This window comes from Acidovorax sp. GW821-FHT09A11 (genome assembly GCF_059418365.1).
Map to the genome: position 1 here is coordinate 80,521 of NZ_JBWKPS010000012.1, position 15,331 is coordinate 95,851.

Consider the following 15,331-nt stretch of genomic DNA (forward strand, 5'->3'; position numbering starts at 1 on the left):
GCGCCATGCTGCAGCCACCTCGCACCACAACCTCCACCGAAGAAGCCGTCACCCGCGTGGTGGCCTTCTTCGAGACCCTGGTCCCAGCCGACGTGGCGGCACTGGGCCGCCTGTACGCGGCCGATGCGCGCTTCAAGGACCCGTTCAACGAAGTGCGGGGCCTGCCCGCCATCCAGGCCATCTTCGACCACATGTTCGATGCGCTGGAGCAGCCGCGTTTCGTGGTCACCGGCCGCGTGGTGCAGGGCCCGCAGTGTTTCCTGACCTGGGAGTTCCTGTTCGCCTTCAAGGGCTTTGACAAGGGCGTGACGCAGACCGTGCGCGGCGCCTCGCACCTGGTGTTCGATGACCAGGACCTGGTGGCGCTACACCGCGACTACTGGGACGCCGCCGAAGAACTGTACGAAAAGCTGCCGGTGGTGGGCGCGCTGATGCGCTGGCTCAAGAAACGCGCCAACAGTTGATTGTTGGCCGTTGACGCATTGATCACGCCAGCGTTTTGATGCGCGGGTGCCCCGGCAGCGGCACGGCGCGCTGCAGCACGCCCTCGGCGAGCCACAGGGCGCTGTTCCATGCCCGCTGCGCCACGTAGGGCAGCGGCAGCTGCTGATAATCGTCGTTGAAGACCTCGAAGCTGTAGTCGCCCTGGTAGCCCATGCCGTCGAGCGTGCGCACCAGCTCGGCCAGCGCCTGGCTGTGCACGCCCTCGCCCGGGAACACGCGGAAGTGCCGCGCCGTGTCGATGCGCTCCTGCACCGTGCGGGTCTCCTGCCACATGAAGTCCGAGAGCTGCACCAGATAGATCTTGGCGGGGTCCACGTCGGCCAGCGCCGTGAGCGGCGTGCTGGTGGCGAACTGGTGGTACGAGTCGATGGCCAGGCCGAGGTTGGGGCAATCCGCCTGCTCGACCGCCGCCCACGCCTGATGCACCTCGTTGATGTGCCGTCCCCAGGAGAGGCCTTCGAAGGCCACGCGGATGCCGTGCGGCAGCGCCAGCAGGGCGAGCTTGCGCAGGTCGCGGGCAATCGCGTCGGCATCGGCGGTGGCATGCGACGAGGTGGAGCTGCAGGCCAGCAGCACCGGCGCGCCCAGGTCGCGCGCCATCAGGATCATCTGCTTGGCGATGTCCACCTTGTAGCTGTGCAGGTGGCCCGACAGGCCCTCGAAGTCGCGCAGCACCTGGAAGCCCGTCACGCGCAGGCCGCTGCTGCGCACGGCGTGCACGGCCGCCTCGATGCCCTGCGGATGGCCCACGATGTCGCGGGCCGCCAGCATGATCTGGCCGAAACCCGCCGCCTTGACGGCGGCCAGCTTGGCCTCCAGCGGGCCGGCCAGACTGATGGTGTCCATGCCGAAGTCGGCGACGTTGCGTTGCATGGTCGAAGTGCGCATCGAGGTCTCCGGGCGGTGGTCAGCGGGCGTCGAGAACCAGCTCGAAGCTGGGCGAGCCGGCATCGGCCCGCGTGAGCGCGCCGCGCGTGCCCGTGTGCACCCCCGTGGGGGATTCCACGAAGTCCACGCCCCGGGCGCGCAGCGCGTTCACCGTGGCCAGCACGTCCGGCGTGCCGAACGCCACGCGCTGCAGCAGTTCCTCGGGGTCGGCATCGAGCGCATCCACGAGGGGCTCGATCAGCTGCCAGTGCAGGGTGCCGCAGGGGCTGGCCAGGATGCGGCCATGCGTGAGCACGCCGAACGACTGGTCGGGCGCCAGCTCGGCGAAGCCGAACAGTTCGCCGTAGAAATGGATCCAGTCAGGCGCCCTGCCCAGGCCGATGTACTGCACCACGCCGAACAGATGCAGGCCCTGCAGCGCGGGCGGGCGCGGATTCACGGTGGGGATGGGGATGAAATCCACCTCGTAGATCGAGAATTCCTTCCAGCGGTCCACGAAGTAGATGCGGCTCGCGCCCACGCCGTGGATGGCGGGAATGTTCAGCTCCATCACCTGGACCTCGGTGTGCACGGCCCAGGCGCCCAGCTCCAGCACGCGGCGGTAGGCGGCGGCTGCATTGCCCACACGGAAGGCGATGGCGGCGAGCACGGGGGTTTCCGCCAGGGCCGACGGCGCGTGCGGCCCGGTGCGCTCTTCGTCCTGGTGCGCGTTCACGATGATGTTCATGTCGCCCTGCCGGTACAGCAGGACCTCGCGCGAGCGGTGGCGCGCCACCGGCTGGAAGCCCATGCGCTCCAGCGCCTGCCCCAGGGCCTGCGGGCGGCTGGTGGCGTATTCGATGAACTCCACCCCCTGCAGTCCCAGGGGGTTGGGCAGGTCTCCGAGCGCCTCGCGGGCGGCCATCATCGGGGTGCTCATGCGTTGGACTCCTTGCGTGTGGTTGCGGTGGTGTCAGCGCGGGCTGACGAGCCGGCGAAAGTGGGCGTCCATCCGGTCCGCGTCGGGCGCCACGCCGGTGAACAGTTCAAAGGCACCCACCGCCTGGCCCACGGCCATGCCGCCCCCGTCCGAGACGCGGCAGCCCAGTGCGCGCGCGGCCTGGACCAGGGCGGTGTCGAGCGGGAAGTACACGACCTCGGACACCCACAGCGCGGGGCGCAGCAGGCCCGTATCGAGGGGCAGGCCGGGCAGCTTGTCCATGCCCGTGGGCGTGGCGTGGATCAGCCCGGTGGCCCGCGCCATGGCCGCGTGGATCTCGCCGGCCTCGGCCCGGGGGCCATAGAGCGCATTCACGTCGGCGGCCAGTTGCGCGGCCCGTTCGGGCTGCGCATCGACGATGGTCAGTTGCCGTGCACCCAGGCGCAGCACGGCATGCGCGATGGCGGCGCCCGCACCGCCCGCGCCCAGCAGCACGACGCGGCCGAGGTCGGCGCCCGGCAGCGCACGGGTGAAGCCCCGGGCCCAGCCTGACCCGTCCGTGTTGTGCCCCACGAGCTTGCCATCGTGGACCACGACCGTGTTCACGGCCCCCATGGCTTGCGCTTCTTCCGACAGGCTGTCGAGGTAGGGGATCACGGCCTGCTTGCACGGGTAGGTCACGTTGCAGCCGGCATAGCCCATGATGCGTGCAGCCGACAGCAGCGTGGGCAGCTGTGCGGGAGAAGACGCCGAGCGGTCCAGGTCGATCAGCTGGTAGTGCAGGCGCATGCCGTGTTGCCGCGCCTCCTCTTCGTGCAGGGCGGGAGACAGCGACTTCTGGATGCCGGCACCGATCAGCCCGATCAGCACCTTGCGGGGGCTTGTGGAAGACATGGCGGATGCGGTGGATGACACCGGGGGATCAAGGAGCTGGGTGCTCATGGGCGGGTTGCGTGGAGGACGCGCTGGCGTGTGGGCGTTGATGCCCGCACCGCAGCGCGTGGGTGGCTGCTGCGTTGCGATGGCCTACTTGCCGCCGCGCAGCTTGGCCAGCGTGGCATAGACCTCTTGCACGGTCTCGGCGCCCACCTTGTCGCTGTGCTTTTCCACCACGGGCTTGACCTTGGCGCGCAGCTTGTCGACTTCCGCCGGCGAGAACTCGGTGACCTGCATGCCGGCCTTCTTGAGCTCTTCGAGCGCCACGTCGGCCTGCGAGCGCGAGACGCTGCGCTGGAACGCGGTGGCCTCGGCCATGGCTTCGGTCACGGCCTTCTGGTCGGCGGGATTCAGGCTGTCCCAGAACTTCTTGCTCACGATGACCGCCTGCGGGTTGTACATGTGGCGCGTGATGGTCAGGTGCTTTTGCACCTCGGCGAACTTGGACGACAGGATGGTGGAGAACGGGTTCTCCTGGCCGTCCACGGCCTTTTGCTCCATGGCCGTGTACAGCTCGGGGAACGGCATGGGCACGGCGTTGGCGCCCAGCGCGTTGAACATGTCGATGTAGATGGGCGACTGGATCACGCGGATCTTGAGGCCCGCGATGTCCTCGGCCTTGGTGATGGGGCGCTTGCTGTTGGTCAGGTTGCGAAAGCCCAGTTCCCAGTAGCCCAGGCCCACCAGGTTCTTGGCCGCGAGCTTGTCGAGCAGCTTCTTGCCGAAGGGGCCGTCGGTCACGGCATCGGCCTCCTGGGGCGAGGCGAACAGGAACGGGAAGTCGTAGATGCCGAATTCCTTGGCCTGTGCGGACAGGATGCCGGCGTTGAGCACCGTCATCTCCACGGTGCCGCCTTGCAGCGCCGAGACGGTCTGCAGGTCGCCGCCCAGCGTGCCGCCGGGAAAAAGCTTGACCGCGATGCGGCCGCTGGTCTTGGCCGCGACGAGGTCGGCGAATTTCTGCGCGCCCTGGGCCTGCGGGTGCTCCTTCTGGTTCTGGAACGCGAACTTGATGGTGCGTTCCTGGGCATGCGCACCGGGCAGCAGCGAAGCCGCGACGAGGGCGGTGGCGAGCAGGGTCTTCAAGAGTTTCATGGATGTCTCCTTGGGTTTTGGGCGGGGCAGAAACAGGAAGGAACGGAAGGCGGGAGGGGCACGGGAATCAGCCGCCGAGCCAGCGCAGGGGCACGGTGACGAGCGAGGGGAACGCGACCAGCAGGAACATCACCACGAACTGCGCCAGCATGAAGGGCATCACGCCGCGCGTGACCTGGCCCATGGAGATGCGCCCGACGCCCGCCACCACGTTGAGCACGGTGCCCACGGGCGGCGTGATGAGGCCGATGGAGTTGTTGATGATGAACAGCACGCCGAAGTAGACGGGGTCGATGCCTGCGGCCTTGACCACCGGCATGAGCACGGGCGTCATGATGAGGATGGTGGGCGTCATGTCCATGGCCGTGCCGACCACCATGACCAGCACCATGATCGCCACCAGCAGCAGGGTGGGGTTGCCCATGAAGGGTTCGAGCATGCCGATGACCTTGGACGGCAGGTCGGCCACGGTGATGAGCCAGGCCGACACCATGGCGGCGGCCACCAGGAACATGATCACGGCGCTGGTTCGCGCGGCCGCCTGGAAGATGCCCACCAGCTGGCGCCACGAGAGCTCGCGGTACACCGCCATGGAGACGACGAGCGCATACATCGCGGCCACCACGGCGGCCTCGGTGGGCGTGAAGACACCCATGCGCAGGCCCACCAGGATGATGATGGGCAGGCCCAGCGCCCAGGCGGCCTCGCGCAGCGCCACCTTCAGTTCGGCGCGGGTGGCGCGCGGTGGAGGCATGACGTTTTCACGGCGGCCGAGCCACCACCACGTGACCGCCAGCGAGACGGCCAGCAGCAGACCGGGGAAGATGCCCGCGAGGAACAGCTTGCTGATGGACACATTGGCCGCCACGCCAAAGATCACGAAGCCGATGGACGGCGGAATGATGGGGCCGATGACGCCCGCCGAGGCGATGAGTCCGGCCGAGCGCTCCTTGCTGTGGCCCGCGACCACCATCATGGGCAGCAGCAGCGAGGTCAGCGCGGCCGCGTCCGCCACCGCAGAACCCGACACCGCCGACAGGATCACCGCCGCCATGATGACCACATAGCCCAGCCCGCCAGGGATGTGGCCGACCAGGGCCAGCGCCAGCTTGACGATGCGCCTGGACAGGCCGCCCACGTTCATGATTTCGCCCGCGAGCATGAAGAAGGGCACGGCCAGCAGCGGAAAGCTGTCCGCGCCGTTGATGACGTTCTGCGCCAGGATCTGCGCGTCGAACAGATCAAGGTGCCACATCAGCGCCACGCCGCTGAGCAGCAGCGCGTAGGCGATGGGAATGCCGATGGCCATGGCCAGCAGCAGGGAGCCGAGGAAGATCGCGACGGTCATGGGAGGTATTCCGGGCTGGTTGTCTGTCGTCAGGGCCTGTTCGCGCCCGGGGTGTCGGCGGCCGCTTGCGCGTCCCGCTGGATCTGCTCCAGCGCGGCGGCCTCCTCGCTCTCCTGCACCATGATCAGCTCATGGTCGGCCAGGGGGACGAACAGGGTGCGCAGCAGGTCGCGCAGCAGGATGGCGATGGCCGAGGCGCCCATGAGCACGCCGCTGGCGTAGAAGATGCCCACGGAGGCGCCGGTCACGGGGGCTTCGGTTTCCCAGTTGATGACCGTCTGCGACCAGCTGCCCGTGAGCAGCAGCCACGACACATAGAGCATGGCCACCTGCGCCACCAGGAGGCAGATCTTCTTGCCCAGCGTGGGCAGGCGCGAGACCAGGGCGTCCACGCCCAGGTGGCCATGTTCGCGCAGCGCCACCACGGCACCCATGAAGGTCAGCCACACGAACAGCCAGCGCGACAGCTCTTCGGAGATGGTGATGCCGGAGTTGAGGGTGTAGCGCAGCACCACATTGCCAAAAACGAGCACCACCATGATGGCCAGGCACAGGCCCGCCAATGCATCCAGCACGCGGGCGTATCCCCGCAGCACGCGGTCGGCCAGTGCGAACATGGTGTCTCCAGTCGTTGTGGTTGAAAGGCTGGAAGAATTTTGTACGAACTGGTTAGTATTTGATCTAGGTGCAAACCCTGAACGCCGTTTTGCCGTATTGGCCGCAGCCGCGTGGGGACGCAATGCCGCCCGGGCGCGGTGCTGCATCGCGCTGCGGCCTGTTCAGGGAGAGGGCGTGGTGGCGCGCGCCGGCGCCGGTGGTTCAGGGGCGCAGGAAGCGCACGATCATCTCGATGATCGATTCCCGGCGTTGCGCCGTGGCGGCCGGGGTGTCGAGCGAGCGTTTGAAGATCGCGCCGAACGTATGGCGGTTGGCCACATTGAAGAAGCACAGCGCCGAGATCGACATGTGCAGGTCCACCGGGTCCACGTCGGGGCGGAAGACGCCGGCAGCCACGCCGCGCTGGTACACGTTGTGCACCGCGTGGATGACGGGAATGTTGAGTTCCTGGATGGTGGTGGAGCGGCTGATGAACTCGCCCCGGTGCATGTTTTCATTCATCACCAGGCGAATGAAATCGGGGTTGGCGAGCTGGTAGTCCACCGTGAACCCGACCAGCGTGCGCAGCGCCTGCTCGGGCGCCAGGTCTTCCAGGTGCAGTTCCGATTCGATGCGGCGGATGCGCCGGTAGGCATCCTCCAGCACAGCGACATACAAGCCTTCCTTGCTACCGAAGTAGTAGTAGATCATGCGCTTGCTGGTGCTGGTCAGCGCCGCGATCTCATCGATGCGCGCCCCCGCCAGGCCCTTGTCGGCAAACTCCGCCGTGGCCACCTGCAGGATGTTGGCCATGGTGCGGTCGGGGTCGTTGACGCGCACCCGGTCCGCGCCCGGCGTGGCGGCGGCGTCGCGCGCCGCGCGTTGCCGGCTGGCGCGCGCGCCAAGGGCCTTGGGGATGTTTTGAACCATTTCGTTCATAAGCTGCGTAGCATACGGCATGCCCGCCACGCCGTGCCGCAAGCCCGTGCGCGGCGTCCGGCCGTGCCGCCCCGCGCCGCTGGCGGGCGGCTCAGCTGGGCCTGGTGTCCGCGAAGCTCGGGCGCAGCATCAGCTTGTCCAGCAGCTTGCCCAGGTTGGGGTATTCATTGCGCCAGGCGATCTCCGGAAAGCGGAATTCCAGCCAGCCCAGCGCACAGCCCACGGCGATGTCGGACAGGCTCAGGTGGATGCCGCTGCAAAACGGCTTGTCGCCCAGGCCCTGGCTCATGGACTTGAGGCTGTCGTGCACCTTGCGCAGCTGGCGGTCGATCCAGGCCTGGCTGCGTTCGCTGTCCTTGCGGTGGGCCCAGGTGGCTTCCAGCCGCGCGAGGATGGCGGCGTCCACCACGCCATCGGCCAGGGCTTCCCAGGTCTTGACCTCGGCGCGTTCGCGGCCCTGGGTGGGGATGAGCTTGCCCACCGGGGACAGGGTGTCCAGGTATTCCACGATCACGCGCGAATCAAACACGGCTTCGCCGCCCTCCATCACCAGGCAGGGCACCTTGCCCAGCGGGTTGGAGGTGGAGATATGGGTGTCGTCCGCCCAGACGTTTTCCTGTACGAACTGGTAGTCGAGCTTTTTTTCAGCCATCACGATCCGCACCTTGCGGACGTAGGGACTGGCAGAGGCTCCGATCAATTTCATGGTTTGTCTTCCAGTGCGCGGGTAAGCAGAACAATTCGAGTTTGATTCTATCGGCAGCGGCCTGCGCGGGGCTGACTGATGCGCGGCGCCTACAATTGCGCGCCATGAGCCTGTCCACCATCACCGCCCTGTCGCCGCTTGACGGCCGTTACGCCAGCAAACTTGCCGCCCTGCGCCCGATCATGAGCGAACATGGCTACATGCACCGCCGCGTGCAGGTGGAAGTGGCCTGGTTCATCGCCCTCTCGGACGCTGGTTTTGCCGAATTCAAGCCTCTCACGACCGGCGCCCGCGCCTACCTGCTGGGCCTCATCAAGAACTTCTCCGAGGCTGACGCCGCGGCCATCAAGGAGATCGAAAAAACAACAAACCACGACGTGAAGGCCGTGGAGTACTGGATCAAGAGCAAGTTCGAAGCGCGCCCAGAGCTGGAAAAAGCCTCGGAGTTCGTCCACTTTGCCTGCACCAGCGAAGACATCAACAACACCAGCCACGCCCTGCAGCTGCGCTCGGGCCGCGACCAGGTCGTGCTGCCGGGCCTGGACCGCATCGTGCTCAAGCTGCGCGAAATGGCGCACGCCTACGCCGACGTGCCCATGCTCAGCCGCACCCATGGCCAGACCGCCAGCCCGACCACCGTGGGCAAGGAGATGGCCAACGTGGTCATGCGCCTGCAGACGGCGTGCGAGCGCGTGGCCGCCGTCAAGATCATGGGCAAGATGAACGGCGCCGTGGGCAACTACAACGCCCACCTGTCCGCCTGGCCCGATTTCGACTGGGAAGCCTTCAGCAAGAAGGTCATCGAAACCCCCGAGCCGCTGGGCCTGGGCCTGACCTTCCAGCCCTACAGCATCCAGATCGAGCCGCACGACTACATGGCCGAGCTGTTCGACGCGGTGGCACGCGCTAACACCATCCTCATCGACCTGTCGCGCGACATCTGGGGCTATGTGAGCCTGGGCTACTTCAAGCAGCGCCTGAAGGCTGGCGAGATCGGTTCCAGCACCATGCCGCACAAGGTCAACCCCATCGACTTTGAAAACGCCGAGGGCAACCTGGGCCTGGCCAATGCGTTGCTCAAGCACCTGTCCGAAAAACTGCCGATCAGCCGCTGGCAGCGCGACCTGACCGACAGCACCGTGCTGCGCAACATGGGCGTGGCCCTGGGCTACGCGGCGCTGGCCTATGCCTCGCTGCTGACCGGCCTGAACAAGCTGGAGCTGAACGAAGAGGCCCTGGCCGAAGACCTGGACGCCTCGTGGGAAGTGCTGGCCGAGCCCATCCAGACGGTGATGCGCCGCTTTGGTGTGCAGGGCGCTTACGAAAAACTGAAGGAAGTCACGCGCGGCAAGACCGTGACGGCCGAGGCGCTGCACGGGCTGATCCATTCGCTGGAAATCCCCCAGGCCGAAAAGGACCGGCTGCTGGCGATGACGCCGGGCAGCTACGTCGGCAAGGCGGCCGAGCTGGCTCGCCGGGTCTGACCTCAGGTTTTTCAGCCTTTTTGGCCTCTGGCGCTTGCCTGTCAAGCGCTGGCAGCTATCTATTTAGTAGTGAGGCTGCATGGCCATCAAATCCACCATCTTCAAGGCGAATCTCCAGATCGCCGACATCGACCACGGCTACTACGCCGACCATGCGCTCACGCTCGCCCGCCATCCCAGCGAGACGGACGAGCGCATGATGGTCCGCTTGGCCGCCCTGGCCATTGCCGCGCACCAGCTCAACGACCTGTGCAATGGCGACGCCACGCTGGCGTTTGGCGCGGGCCTGTCGGACCCCGATGACCCGGATGCGTCGCTGACCGACTTCACGGGCCGCAAGCGCGTCTGGATCGAGGTGGGCCAGCCGGAAGACAAGCCGCTCACCAAGGCCTGCAGCAAGGCCGATTCCGTGATCGTCTACTGCTTCAACCACGCCGCGGAAATCTGGTGGAAGGGCATCGAGACCAAGCTGTCGCGGCTGGAAAAGCTGCAGGTGTGGCGCATTCCCACCGAGGCCTCCCAGGCGCTCGCCCAGCTGGCCGAGCGCAGCATGCAGCTGCAGGCCACGGTGCAGGAGGGCGCGATCACCCTGAGCAGCACCCAGGGCAGCGTACATGTGGAGCCCGTGCGCTGGAAGTGACGGAAATACTGGTGAAAATGGCCTCTGGCGCTTAATAAATAAGCGCTAGCAGCTATTAATTTAGTAGTCGCTGATTCAATCCCGTGGCATGAGCGTGCCACATCGCCAGCACTGCTCGAACCCGCCTTCGACCGTCTCCCCACACTGGCATGCCCAGCGGCGCTGCGGCAAATCTTGCAGTTCCTGCAGCAGAGTACGAGCGCGGGCGGCGTGTTCGTCGTAGTCCAGCCAGATTTCGGGCAGGCACTGGTCGGGCGGCAGGTGCCCCGCCGCAGCGCCCAGATACTGGCGCTGCACGGACGCCGCCATGCCCGCCTCGCACAACAAGTCCGCCCACAGCGTGGCGATGGCGATGTTCGGGGCTTGGGTGAGGCGCAGCATGGGACCACCATAGCGGTTTGAACGCCTGGCGTACAGTCCCCGCGGGGCGCGGGCCCCAGCCGCTAAGGTGCCTCGGCCGGTGTCCGGGATGCGCCTTCGGCGGCACGCTCCGCATAGCGGTTGAACCGCCACGCGGAATGCTCCAGCGTGATGCGCCGCCACACCGTGCGTTTCTCGACAGGTGTCATCGCCGGCCAGAACTGCACCTCGTCAAAAGTCCGTCCGCAGCCCTTGCACAGGTCATCGCCCTGGCTGGTGGAGCAGATGGCGATACAGGGCGTGTCGGGGGTCGTGTCATACCAGGCCTGCCAGGCGGCCAGCGCGTCGAGGGGGAAGCTGTCCTCGTCCACGGCATCCTCGCGCCGGTACACCATCAGCGCATACACCTCCCCCAGGGCGCGGATCTGCGGCGCCAGGGTGACTCCATCGGGCGACGGCGCGCGGCCGCGCCAGTGGTTGATGGCGGCTTCGATGTCGGTGATGTGAATGGCGGCCATGGGCGATTGCGCGAAGGGGGCTGGATCATAGCCGCGCGGGCAAGGCAATCCTGGCAAAGGTGTTATGCCCCGGCGGACCGCCATCGCGTCGCATACGCAATAACCACAATCGCGCCGCACTTGCGCGTCCGTGCTGGCGATGTTCCAATCGACGCTTCGAAGGGGAGTAGCTCCCGACTTGCATTCCGGCACGGCCAGGCGCTGGCGATTGGGAAGCGAGGCATCGGAACCGTCGTCAATACGAAGCGAAACATCGCTTCCGGCGGTCCGGGTTCAGCGCGCACCACCAGGGCGCCGGACTGAGCAAGACCTTTGATGGGCCCGCCAGGGCTGATCAAGGCCGCCCTTCGCATTCACGCCCCAGCCCCGGGGCCGTCCTGATCCTCCTGCCGCAGGCCCTCTATCCCTTGGGCGGACTCGGCGCTACAGTGGCGGCGAGACCCTCCTTCGCGCACATTGATACTGAGGACTTTATGGACTTTTTGGCTTCGCCCGAATTCTGGCTCGCACTCGGCCAGATCATCATCATCGACATCCTGCTGGGCGGCGACAACGCGGTGGTCATCGCGCTGGCCTGCCGCAAGCTGCCTCCCGCACAGCGGACCAAGGGCATCATCTGGGGCACAGCTGGCGCCATCGTGCTGCGCGTGATCCTGATCGCCTTCGCGATGACCTTGCTGGCGCTGCCGTTCCTCAAGTTCGTGGGCGCGCTGCTGCTGGTGTGGATCGGCGTCAAGCTGCTGGCCCCCGATGAAGAAGGCCACGGCGACGTGCAGGGCAGCGACAAGCTGCTGGCCGCCATCAAGACCATCATCGTCGCCGACCTCGTGATGAGCGTGGACAACGTGATCGCCATCGCGGGCGCGGCACAGAATGCGGGCGACCACTCGTTCCTGCTGGTGGTGCTGGGCCTGCTGATCTCCATCCCGATCATCGTCTGGGGCAGCCAGCTGGTCATCAAGCTCATGGAGCGCTTCCCCATGATCATCACGCTCGGCGGCATGCTGCTGGGCTGGATCGCTGGCGGCATGCTGGTGACGGACCCCGCCTTCTCCAACCCCGACAAATGGCAATGGATGCTGAAGCTGCCGCAGACGGATGTGATCAAGTACGGCGCCAGCGTGGCCGGTGCCCTGCTCGTCTTGCTGGCGGGCAAGATCATCCTTGCACGCCGTGCGGCCGCGGCACCTGCCGAGCAGCAGGGCTGAGGAATAGAGGCAACAATCTGAACCGGCCAGGAGAAAAAGGGGGGCGTTCAGCCCCCCTTTGTTCTTGGCACCAACAGGAGAGGCGGTATGGACAGAGTCATCGTGTATGTGGACGACGCGGCATATGCGCAGCAGGTGCTGGCACCCTTGTTCGCCCGTGACGCGGCTGCCCAGACGCAGTGGGTGCTGGTGGCATGCGCGCCGCGAATGACCCACCGCATCAGCAAATGGGTGAGCCACAGCGCGCGGGAGAACTGGCGGCTCAAGTGGGCAGACAAGCTGTTCGCCCAGATTCTTCCCGTGCTGCGAGTGCCCGCAAGCAGGGTGACCACGGTGCTGGCCAAGGGGCCGCTGGCCGAACTCACGGACCAGCTCCAGGCTGCGGGGGCGTCTGTCGCCCAGGTGGTGGATGCCCGCCGGCCGAAGACCGACATGCCCCAGGAGCCCGCCCGTCCCGACAACAACAAGCGCTGGTCGCCGCTGCCCGGAACGCTGGGCAGCCTGCTCACGGGCTTCGGGGCGTTGTGGGTGCTCGCACTCGAGTAGACCGGCGGCGGGCGGCGGGCCTGCATGGGCGCCTTCTTCCCGGCGTCGGGGGGCCTGCTTCGCGCATTTCCTTTTCGCGCCGGGCCGGTGCTATTCTCCGGCCATGAAACTCCTTCTGAAATGGCTGCTCAGCGCCGCGTCGCTGCTGTTCGTGGCCTATGTCTACAGCGGCGTGGAAGTGCAAAGCTTCACGTCCGCGTTGATCGCGGCCTTTGTGATTGGCCTGTTCAACGTGGTGTTGCGGCCGGTGCTGGTGGTGCTGACACTGCCGGTCACGATCGTCACCGTGGGCCTCTTTCTCTTCGTCATCAATGCGCTGATGTTCTGGGCGGCGGCCAGCGTACTGGACGGTTTCCACGTCAATGGCTTCGGCGCCGCGTTGCTGGGATCGCTGATCTACTCCCTGCTCGGCGTGGTGATCGAATCAGCGCTCGGCGGCCTGTTCACGAAGAAGTGACTCCACGGCCCGCAGCCGCGTGTCGATGATGGATGCCTCGATGTGGTCCACCTGCGGCCCGCCACGCCGTGCGAGATCCTGGCCTGCCTTGAAACGGTCCACCGCCGCCGCGTAGTCATAGCGCGCGGCGTGCGCCTCCGCTTCCGCACGCACGGCCCGTAGCGGCTGGCCTTGGGCCTGCCAGGTCGATGCCAGGAGCTGCCACGCCGTGGCGTCCCTGGGGTTTGTGGCAACCCAGCTTTGCAGTGGCCCGCTGCCCTCGGCCGCACGCCCGGCACGCAGGAGGGCCTGTGAACGCAGAACCAGTTCAGGGCGGCGGTTGCCGCCGCCGCCCACATCGCTGGAAAGCATGTTCACAGCGGCGCCTGCCTCGCCAGCCGCCAGTTCAATTTCGGCCTCCAGCAGCCTTGCCAATCGGTGGGCCGGGGCGTCGTTGCGAACCAGATCTTCCAGTTTTTTTGCGGTCGCGCGCGCGCCTGTGGCATCACGCAGTTGGCTGCTGCCCAGGGCTGCCGCGTACAGCACGGCGGCGCGCCGGGTGGCGGGCTGGGAGGTAAACCCCGTGCCCTGGGGCTCGGCGATCCACTGGCGCAGAGTGTCGACCCCCGGATTGGACAGCACCCTGGCACGCGCCGCGACCATCGCGTGTTCCAGCGTGGAAGGCGCTGCCGCCGTGGTGGTGGCACCCGGGGGAATGCGCGAGTGCATGTCCGCCATGCGCTCGGTGGTCAGCGGGTGGCTGCGCAGATAGGGCCAGGAGCCGTTGTCATTGAGACGGTTGGCCTGCTGGAGCTTGTCGAACATGCTCACGAATCCTCGCGGCGCGAACCCCGCGGGCGCCATCAGGCCGTAGCCGATGCGGTCTGCCTCCCGCTCCATGTCGCGCGAGAAATTGAGCTGGTTCTGCATCGCCAGCGCCTGGCCTCCCACCACCAGCGCCTGTGTGGCACCCGGGTTCTTGCTGGCCGCCAGGGCACCCAGAATCATCGCGCCCAGCAGCAGGGGCGTCTGTTTGCTTTGCTGGGTGACCAGGCGGGAGATATGGCGCTGGGTGACATGGCTGAGTTCATGGGCCAGCACAGAGGCCAGTTCGTCGCGGCTGGTCACGACGCCGACGAGCCCCAGGTGCAGGCCCAGATAGCCCCCAGGCAGCGCGAAGGCATTGACGGTGCGGTCCCGCCCCAGAAGGATTTCCCAGGCAAAGCGCTCATCCAGCTCGGAAGAAAGCTCCCCGCGTGCCTTGGCGGCAGCCATCAGCGGGCGCCATATGCCTTGTACATAGTCCGCGATCACAGGATCGTCGATGTAGTCGGGATCCCGGTAGAGTTCGCGGATGATGCGGTCACCCAGGCGGCGCTCGGCGCTGGTGGTGAGGTCCGAACCATCACCCAGCGTGGGCAGCGCGGCATGTGCCGTGCCGGGCTGTGTTTGCAGGGCGCCGAGGGCAATCAGCAAAGACGCTCCGAGCGCCCGGGGAATAAGGCCTGATGGCCAAAAGTGCTTGGAATCAGGCATGAAGGGCATCAAAGGTGCGGCGGTTCCACATGCCCGTATGATGCTCCGATCCCGCAAATGTTTCGCCTTCCCCCCGACCATGACGACCCCATTGACCCACTTCGACGCCCAAGGCCAGGCCCATATGGTGGACGTAGGCGCCAAGCACGCCACCCACCGCGTGGCCGTGGCCATGGGGCGCATCACCATGCTGCCAGCCACGCTGGCGATCATCGAGGGCAGCACAGCCAAAAAAGGCGACGTGCTGGGCGTGGCGCGCCTCGCGGGGATCATGGCGGCCAAAAAAACCAGCGACCTCATTCCGCTGTGCCACCCTCTGGCGCTGACGCGGGTGGCCGTGGAGTTCGAGCTGGTACCGGCTGACAACGCAGTGCAATGCACCGCCACCGTCGAGACCGTGGGACCCACGGGGGTGGAGATGGAAGCCTTGACCGCCGTGCAAGTGGCCTTGCTCACCGTGTACGACATGTGCAAGGCGGTGGATCGGGGGATGGAAATTGGCGGGGTGCGCGTGCTGGAGAAACACGGGGGGCAGTCGGGGAGCTTTTTTGCAACTTGAAAGCCCTAAGACTCGCTTTGTATGTTTTGCCCGAAAACAGTTCATCAGCGAATCCTCTTCCCGCTCGATATTTCAGCCTCGCATAGATTGATGGATTTTTCGTGTAATTGAA

At 66.4% G+C, this 15,331-nt stretch carries 18 protein-coding genes; 7 read left to right on the forward strand and 11 right to left on the reverse strand.

Going from position 1 to position 15,331, the window contains the following annotated elements:
- Positions 1-5 precede the first annotated feature (5 nt).
- Positions 6-464, forward strand: coding sequence for a nuclear transport factor 2 family protein (locus tag AC07PV_RS22435; protein WP_369643723.1), 459 nt, complete (start codon positions 6-8; stop codon positions 462-464).
- A 22-nt stretch (positions 465-486) separates the two neighbouring features.
- Here AC07PV_RS22435 and AC07PV_RS22440 read toward each other — a convergent pair whose 3' ends face one another.
- The 8 genes from AC07PV_RS22440 to AC07PV_RS22475 form a co-directional block, all read right to left on the reverse strand.
- Positions 487-1,392, reverse strand: a complete 906-nt coding sequence (locus AC07PV_RS22440) for a sugar phosphate isomerase/epimerase family protein (protein ID WP_369643722.1) — start codon at positions 1,390-1,392, stop codon at positions 487-489.
- A 19-nt stretch (positions 1,393-1,411) separates the two neighbouring features.
- Positions 1,412-2,311, reverse strand: a complete 900-nt coding sequence (locus tag AC07PV_RS22445; protein ID WP_218297147.1) for a VOC family protein — start codon at positions 2,309-2,311, stop codon at positions 1,412-1,414.
- Between the two features lie 33 nt (positions 2,312-2,344).
- Positions 2,345-3,205 carry a shikimate dehydrogenase gene (locus tag AC07PV_RS22450; RefSeq protein WP_494631353.1) on the reverse strand — a complete coding sequence of 287 codons (861 nt, stop codon included), beginning with the start codon at positions 3,203-3,205 and terminating at the stop codon, positions 2,345-2,347.
- A 132-nt stretch (positions 3,206-3,337) separates the two neighbouring features.
- Positions 3,338-4,342, reverse strand: a complete 1,005-nt coding sequence (locus tag AC07PV_RS22455; RefSeq protein ID WP_218297149.1) for a TRAP transporter substrate-binding protein — start codon at positions 4,340-4,342, stop codon at positions 3,338-3,340.
- 67 nt (positions 4,343-4,409) lie between these two features.
- Entirely contained in the window at positions 4,410-5,690 is a 1,281-nt protein-coding gene (locus AC07PV_RS22460) for a TRAP transporter large permease (RefSeq protein ID WP_218297150.1), read from the reverse strand.
- A 29-nt stretch (positions 5,691-5,719) separates the two neighbouring features.
- Positions 5,720-6,307 (reverse strand): TRAP transporter small permease, encoded by a 588-nt coding sequence (locus AC07PV_RS22465; protein WP_492245179.1) that lies wholly within the window; start codon positions 6,305-6,307, stop codon positions 5,720-5,722.
- Between the two features lie 202 nt (positions 6,308-6,509).
- Positions 6,510-7,226 (reverse strand): TetR/AcrR family transcriptional regulator, encoded by a 717-nt coding sequence (locus AC07PV_RS22470; RefSeq protein WP_218297152.1) that lies wholly within the window; start codon positions 7,224-7,226, stop codon positions 6,510-6,512.
- 91 nt (positions 7,227-7,317) lie between these two features.
- Complete coding sequence (locus AC07PV_RS22475; RefSeq protein ID WP_218339443.1) at positions 7,318-7,932, reverse strand: glutathione S-transferase N-terminal domain-containing protein; 615 nt, start codon at positions 7,930-7,932, stop codon at positions 7,318-7,320.
- Positions 7,933-8,036: 104 nt separating this feature from the next.
- Between AC07PV_RS22475 and purB the strand changes: the two genes are divergently transcribed.
- Together purB and AC07PV_RS22485 are read left to right on the forward strand one after the other, a co-directional pair.
- Positions 8,037-9,416, forward strand: a complete 1,380-nt coding sequence (gene purB, locus AC07PV_RS22480; RefSeq protein WP_057271328.1) for an adenylosuccinate lyase — start codon at positions 8,037-8,039, stop codon at positions 9,414-9,416.
- Between the two features lie 79 nt (positions 9,417-9,495).
- Positions 9,496-10,056, forward strand: a complete 561-nt coding sequence (locus AC07PV_RS22485) for a YaeQ family protein (RefSeq protein ID WP_010464548.1) — start codon at positions 9,496-9,498, stop codon at positions 10,054-10,056.
- A gap of 75 nt (positions 10,057-10,131) precedes the next feature.
- On the opposite strand, the gene AC07PV_RS22490 is transcribed toward AC07PV_RS22485, so the two are convergent.
- Positions 10,132-10,437, reverse strand: a complete 306-nt coding sequence (locus AC07PV_RS22490) for a DUF2007 domain-containing protein (RefSeq protein WP_218297154.1) — start codon at positions 10,435-10,437, stop codon at positions 10,132-10,134.
- A gap of 62 nt (positions 10,438-10,499) precedes the next feature.
- Positions 10,500-10,934 carry a DUF3717 domain-containing protein gene (locus tag AC07PV_RS22495; RefSeq protein WP_218297155.1) on the reverse strand — a complete coding sequence of 145 codons (435 nt, stop codon included), beginning with the start codon at positions 10,932-10,934 and terminating at the stop codon, positions 10,500-10,502.
- Positions 10,935-11,407: 473 nt separating this feature from the next.
- Between AC07PV_RS22495 and AC07PV_RS22500 the strand changes: the two genes are divergently transcribed.
- The 3 genes from AC07PV_RS22500 to AC07PV_RS22510 all read left to right on the forward strand — a co-directional run bounded on the left by AC07PV_RS22500 (position 11,408) and on the right by AC07PV_RS22510 (position 13,145).
- Positions 11,408-12,142: a TerC family protein gene (locus AC07PV_RS22500; protein WP_218297156.1), complete on the forward strand. Its 735-nt coding sequence runs from the start codon at positions 11,408-11,410 to the stop codon at positions 12,140-12,142.
- 87 nt (positions 12,143-12,229) lie between these two features.
- Positions 12,230-12,688 (forward strand): hypothetical protein, encoded by a 459-nt coding sequence (locus AC07PV_RS22505; RefSeq protein WP_494631355.1) that lies wholly within the window; start codon positions 12,230-12,232, stop codon positions 12,686-12,688.
- A 103-nt stretch (positions 12,689-12,791) separates the two neighbouring features.
- Positions 12,792-13,145 carry a phage holin family protein gene (locus tag AC07PV_RS22510; RefSeq protein WP_218297158.1) on the forward strand — a complete coding sequence of 118 codons (354 nt, stop codon included), beginning with the start codon at positions 12,792-12,794 and terminating at the stop codon, positions 13,143-13,145.
- Here the strand turns inward: AC07PV_RS22510 and AC07PV_RS22515 are convergent.
- Positions 13,113-14,669 carry a M48 family metalloprotease gene (locus tag AC07PV_RS22515; RefSeq protein ID WP_494631356.1) on the reverse strand — a complete coding sequence of 519 codons (1,557 nt, stop codon included), beginning with the start codon at positions 14,667-14,669 and terminating at the stop codon, positions 13,113-13,115. The two genes, AC07PV_RS22510 and AC07PV_RS22515, sit on opposite strands and share 33 nt — an antisense overlap.
- A gap of 70 nt (positions 14,670-14,739) precedes the next feature.
- On the opposite strand from AC07PV_RS22515, the gene moaC reads away from it, so the two are divergent.
- Positions 14,740-15,219 (forward strand): cyclic pyranopterin monophosphate synthase MoaC, encoded by a 480-nt coding sequence (gene moaC, locus AC07PV_RS22520; RefSeq protein ID WP_494631357.1) that lies wholly within the window; start codon positions 14,740-14,742, stop codon positions 15,217-15,219.
- The last annotated feature ends 112 nt before the right edge of the window (positions 15,220-15,331 follow it).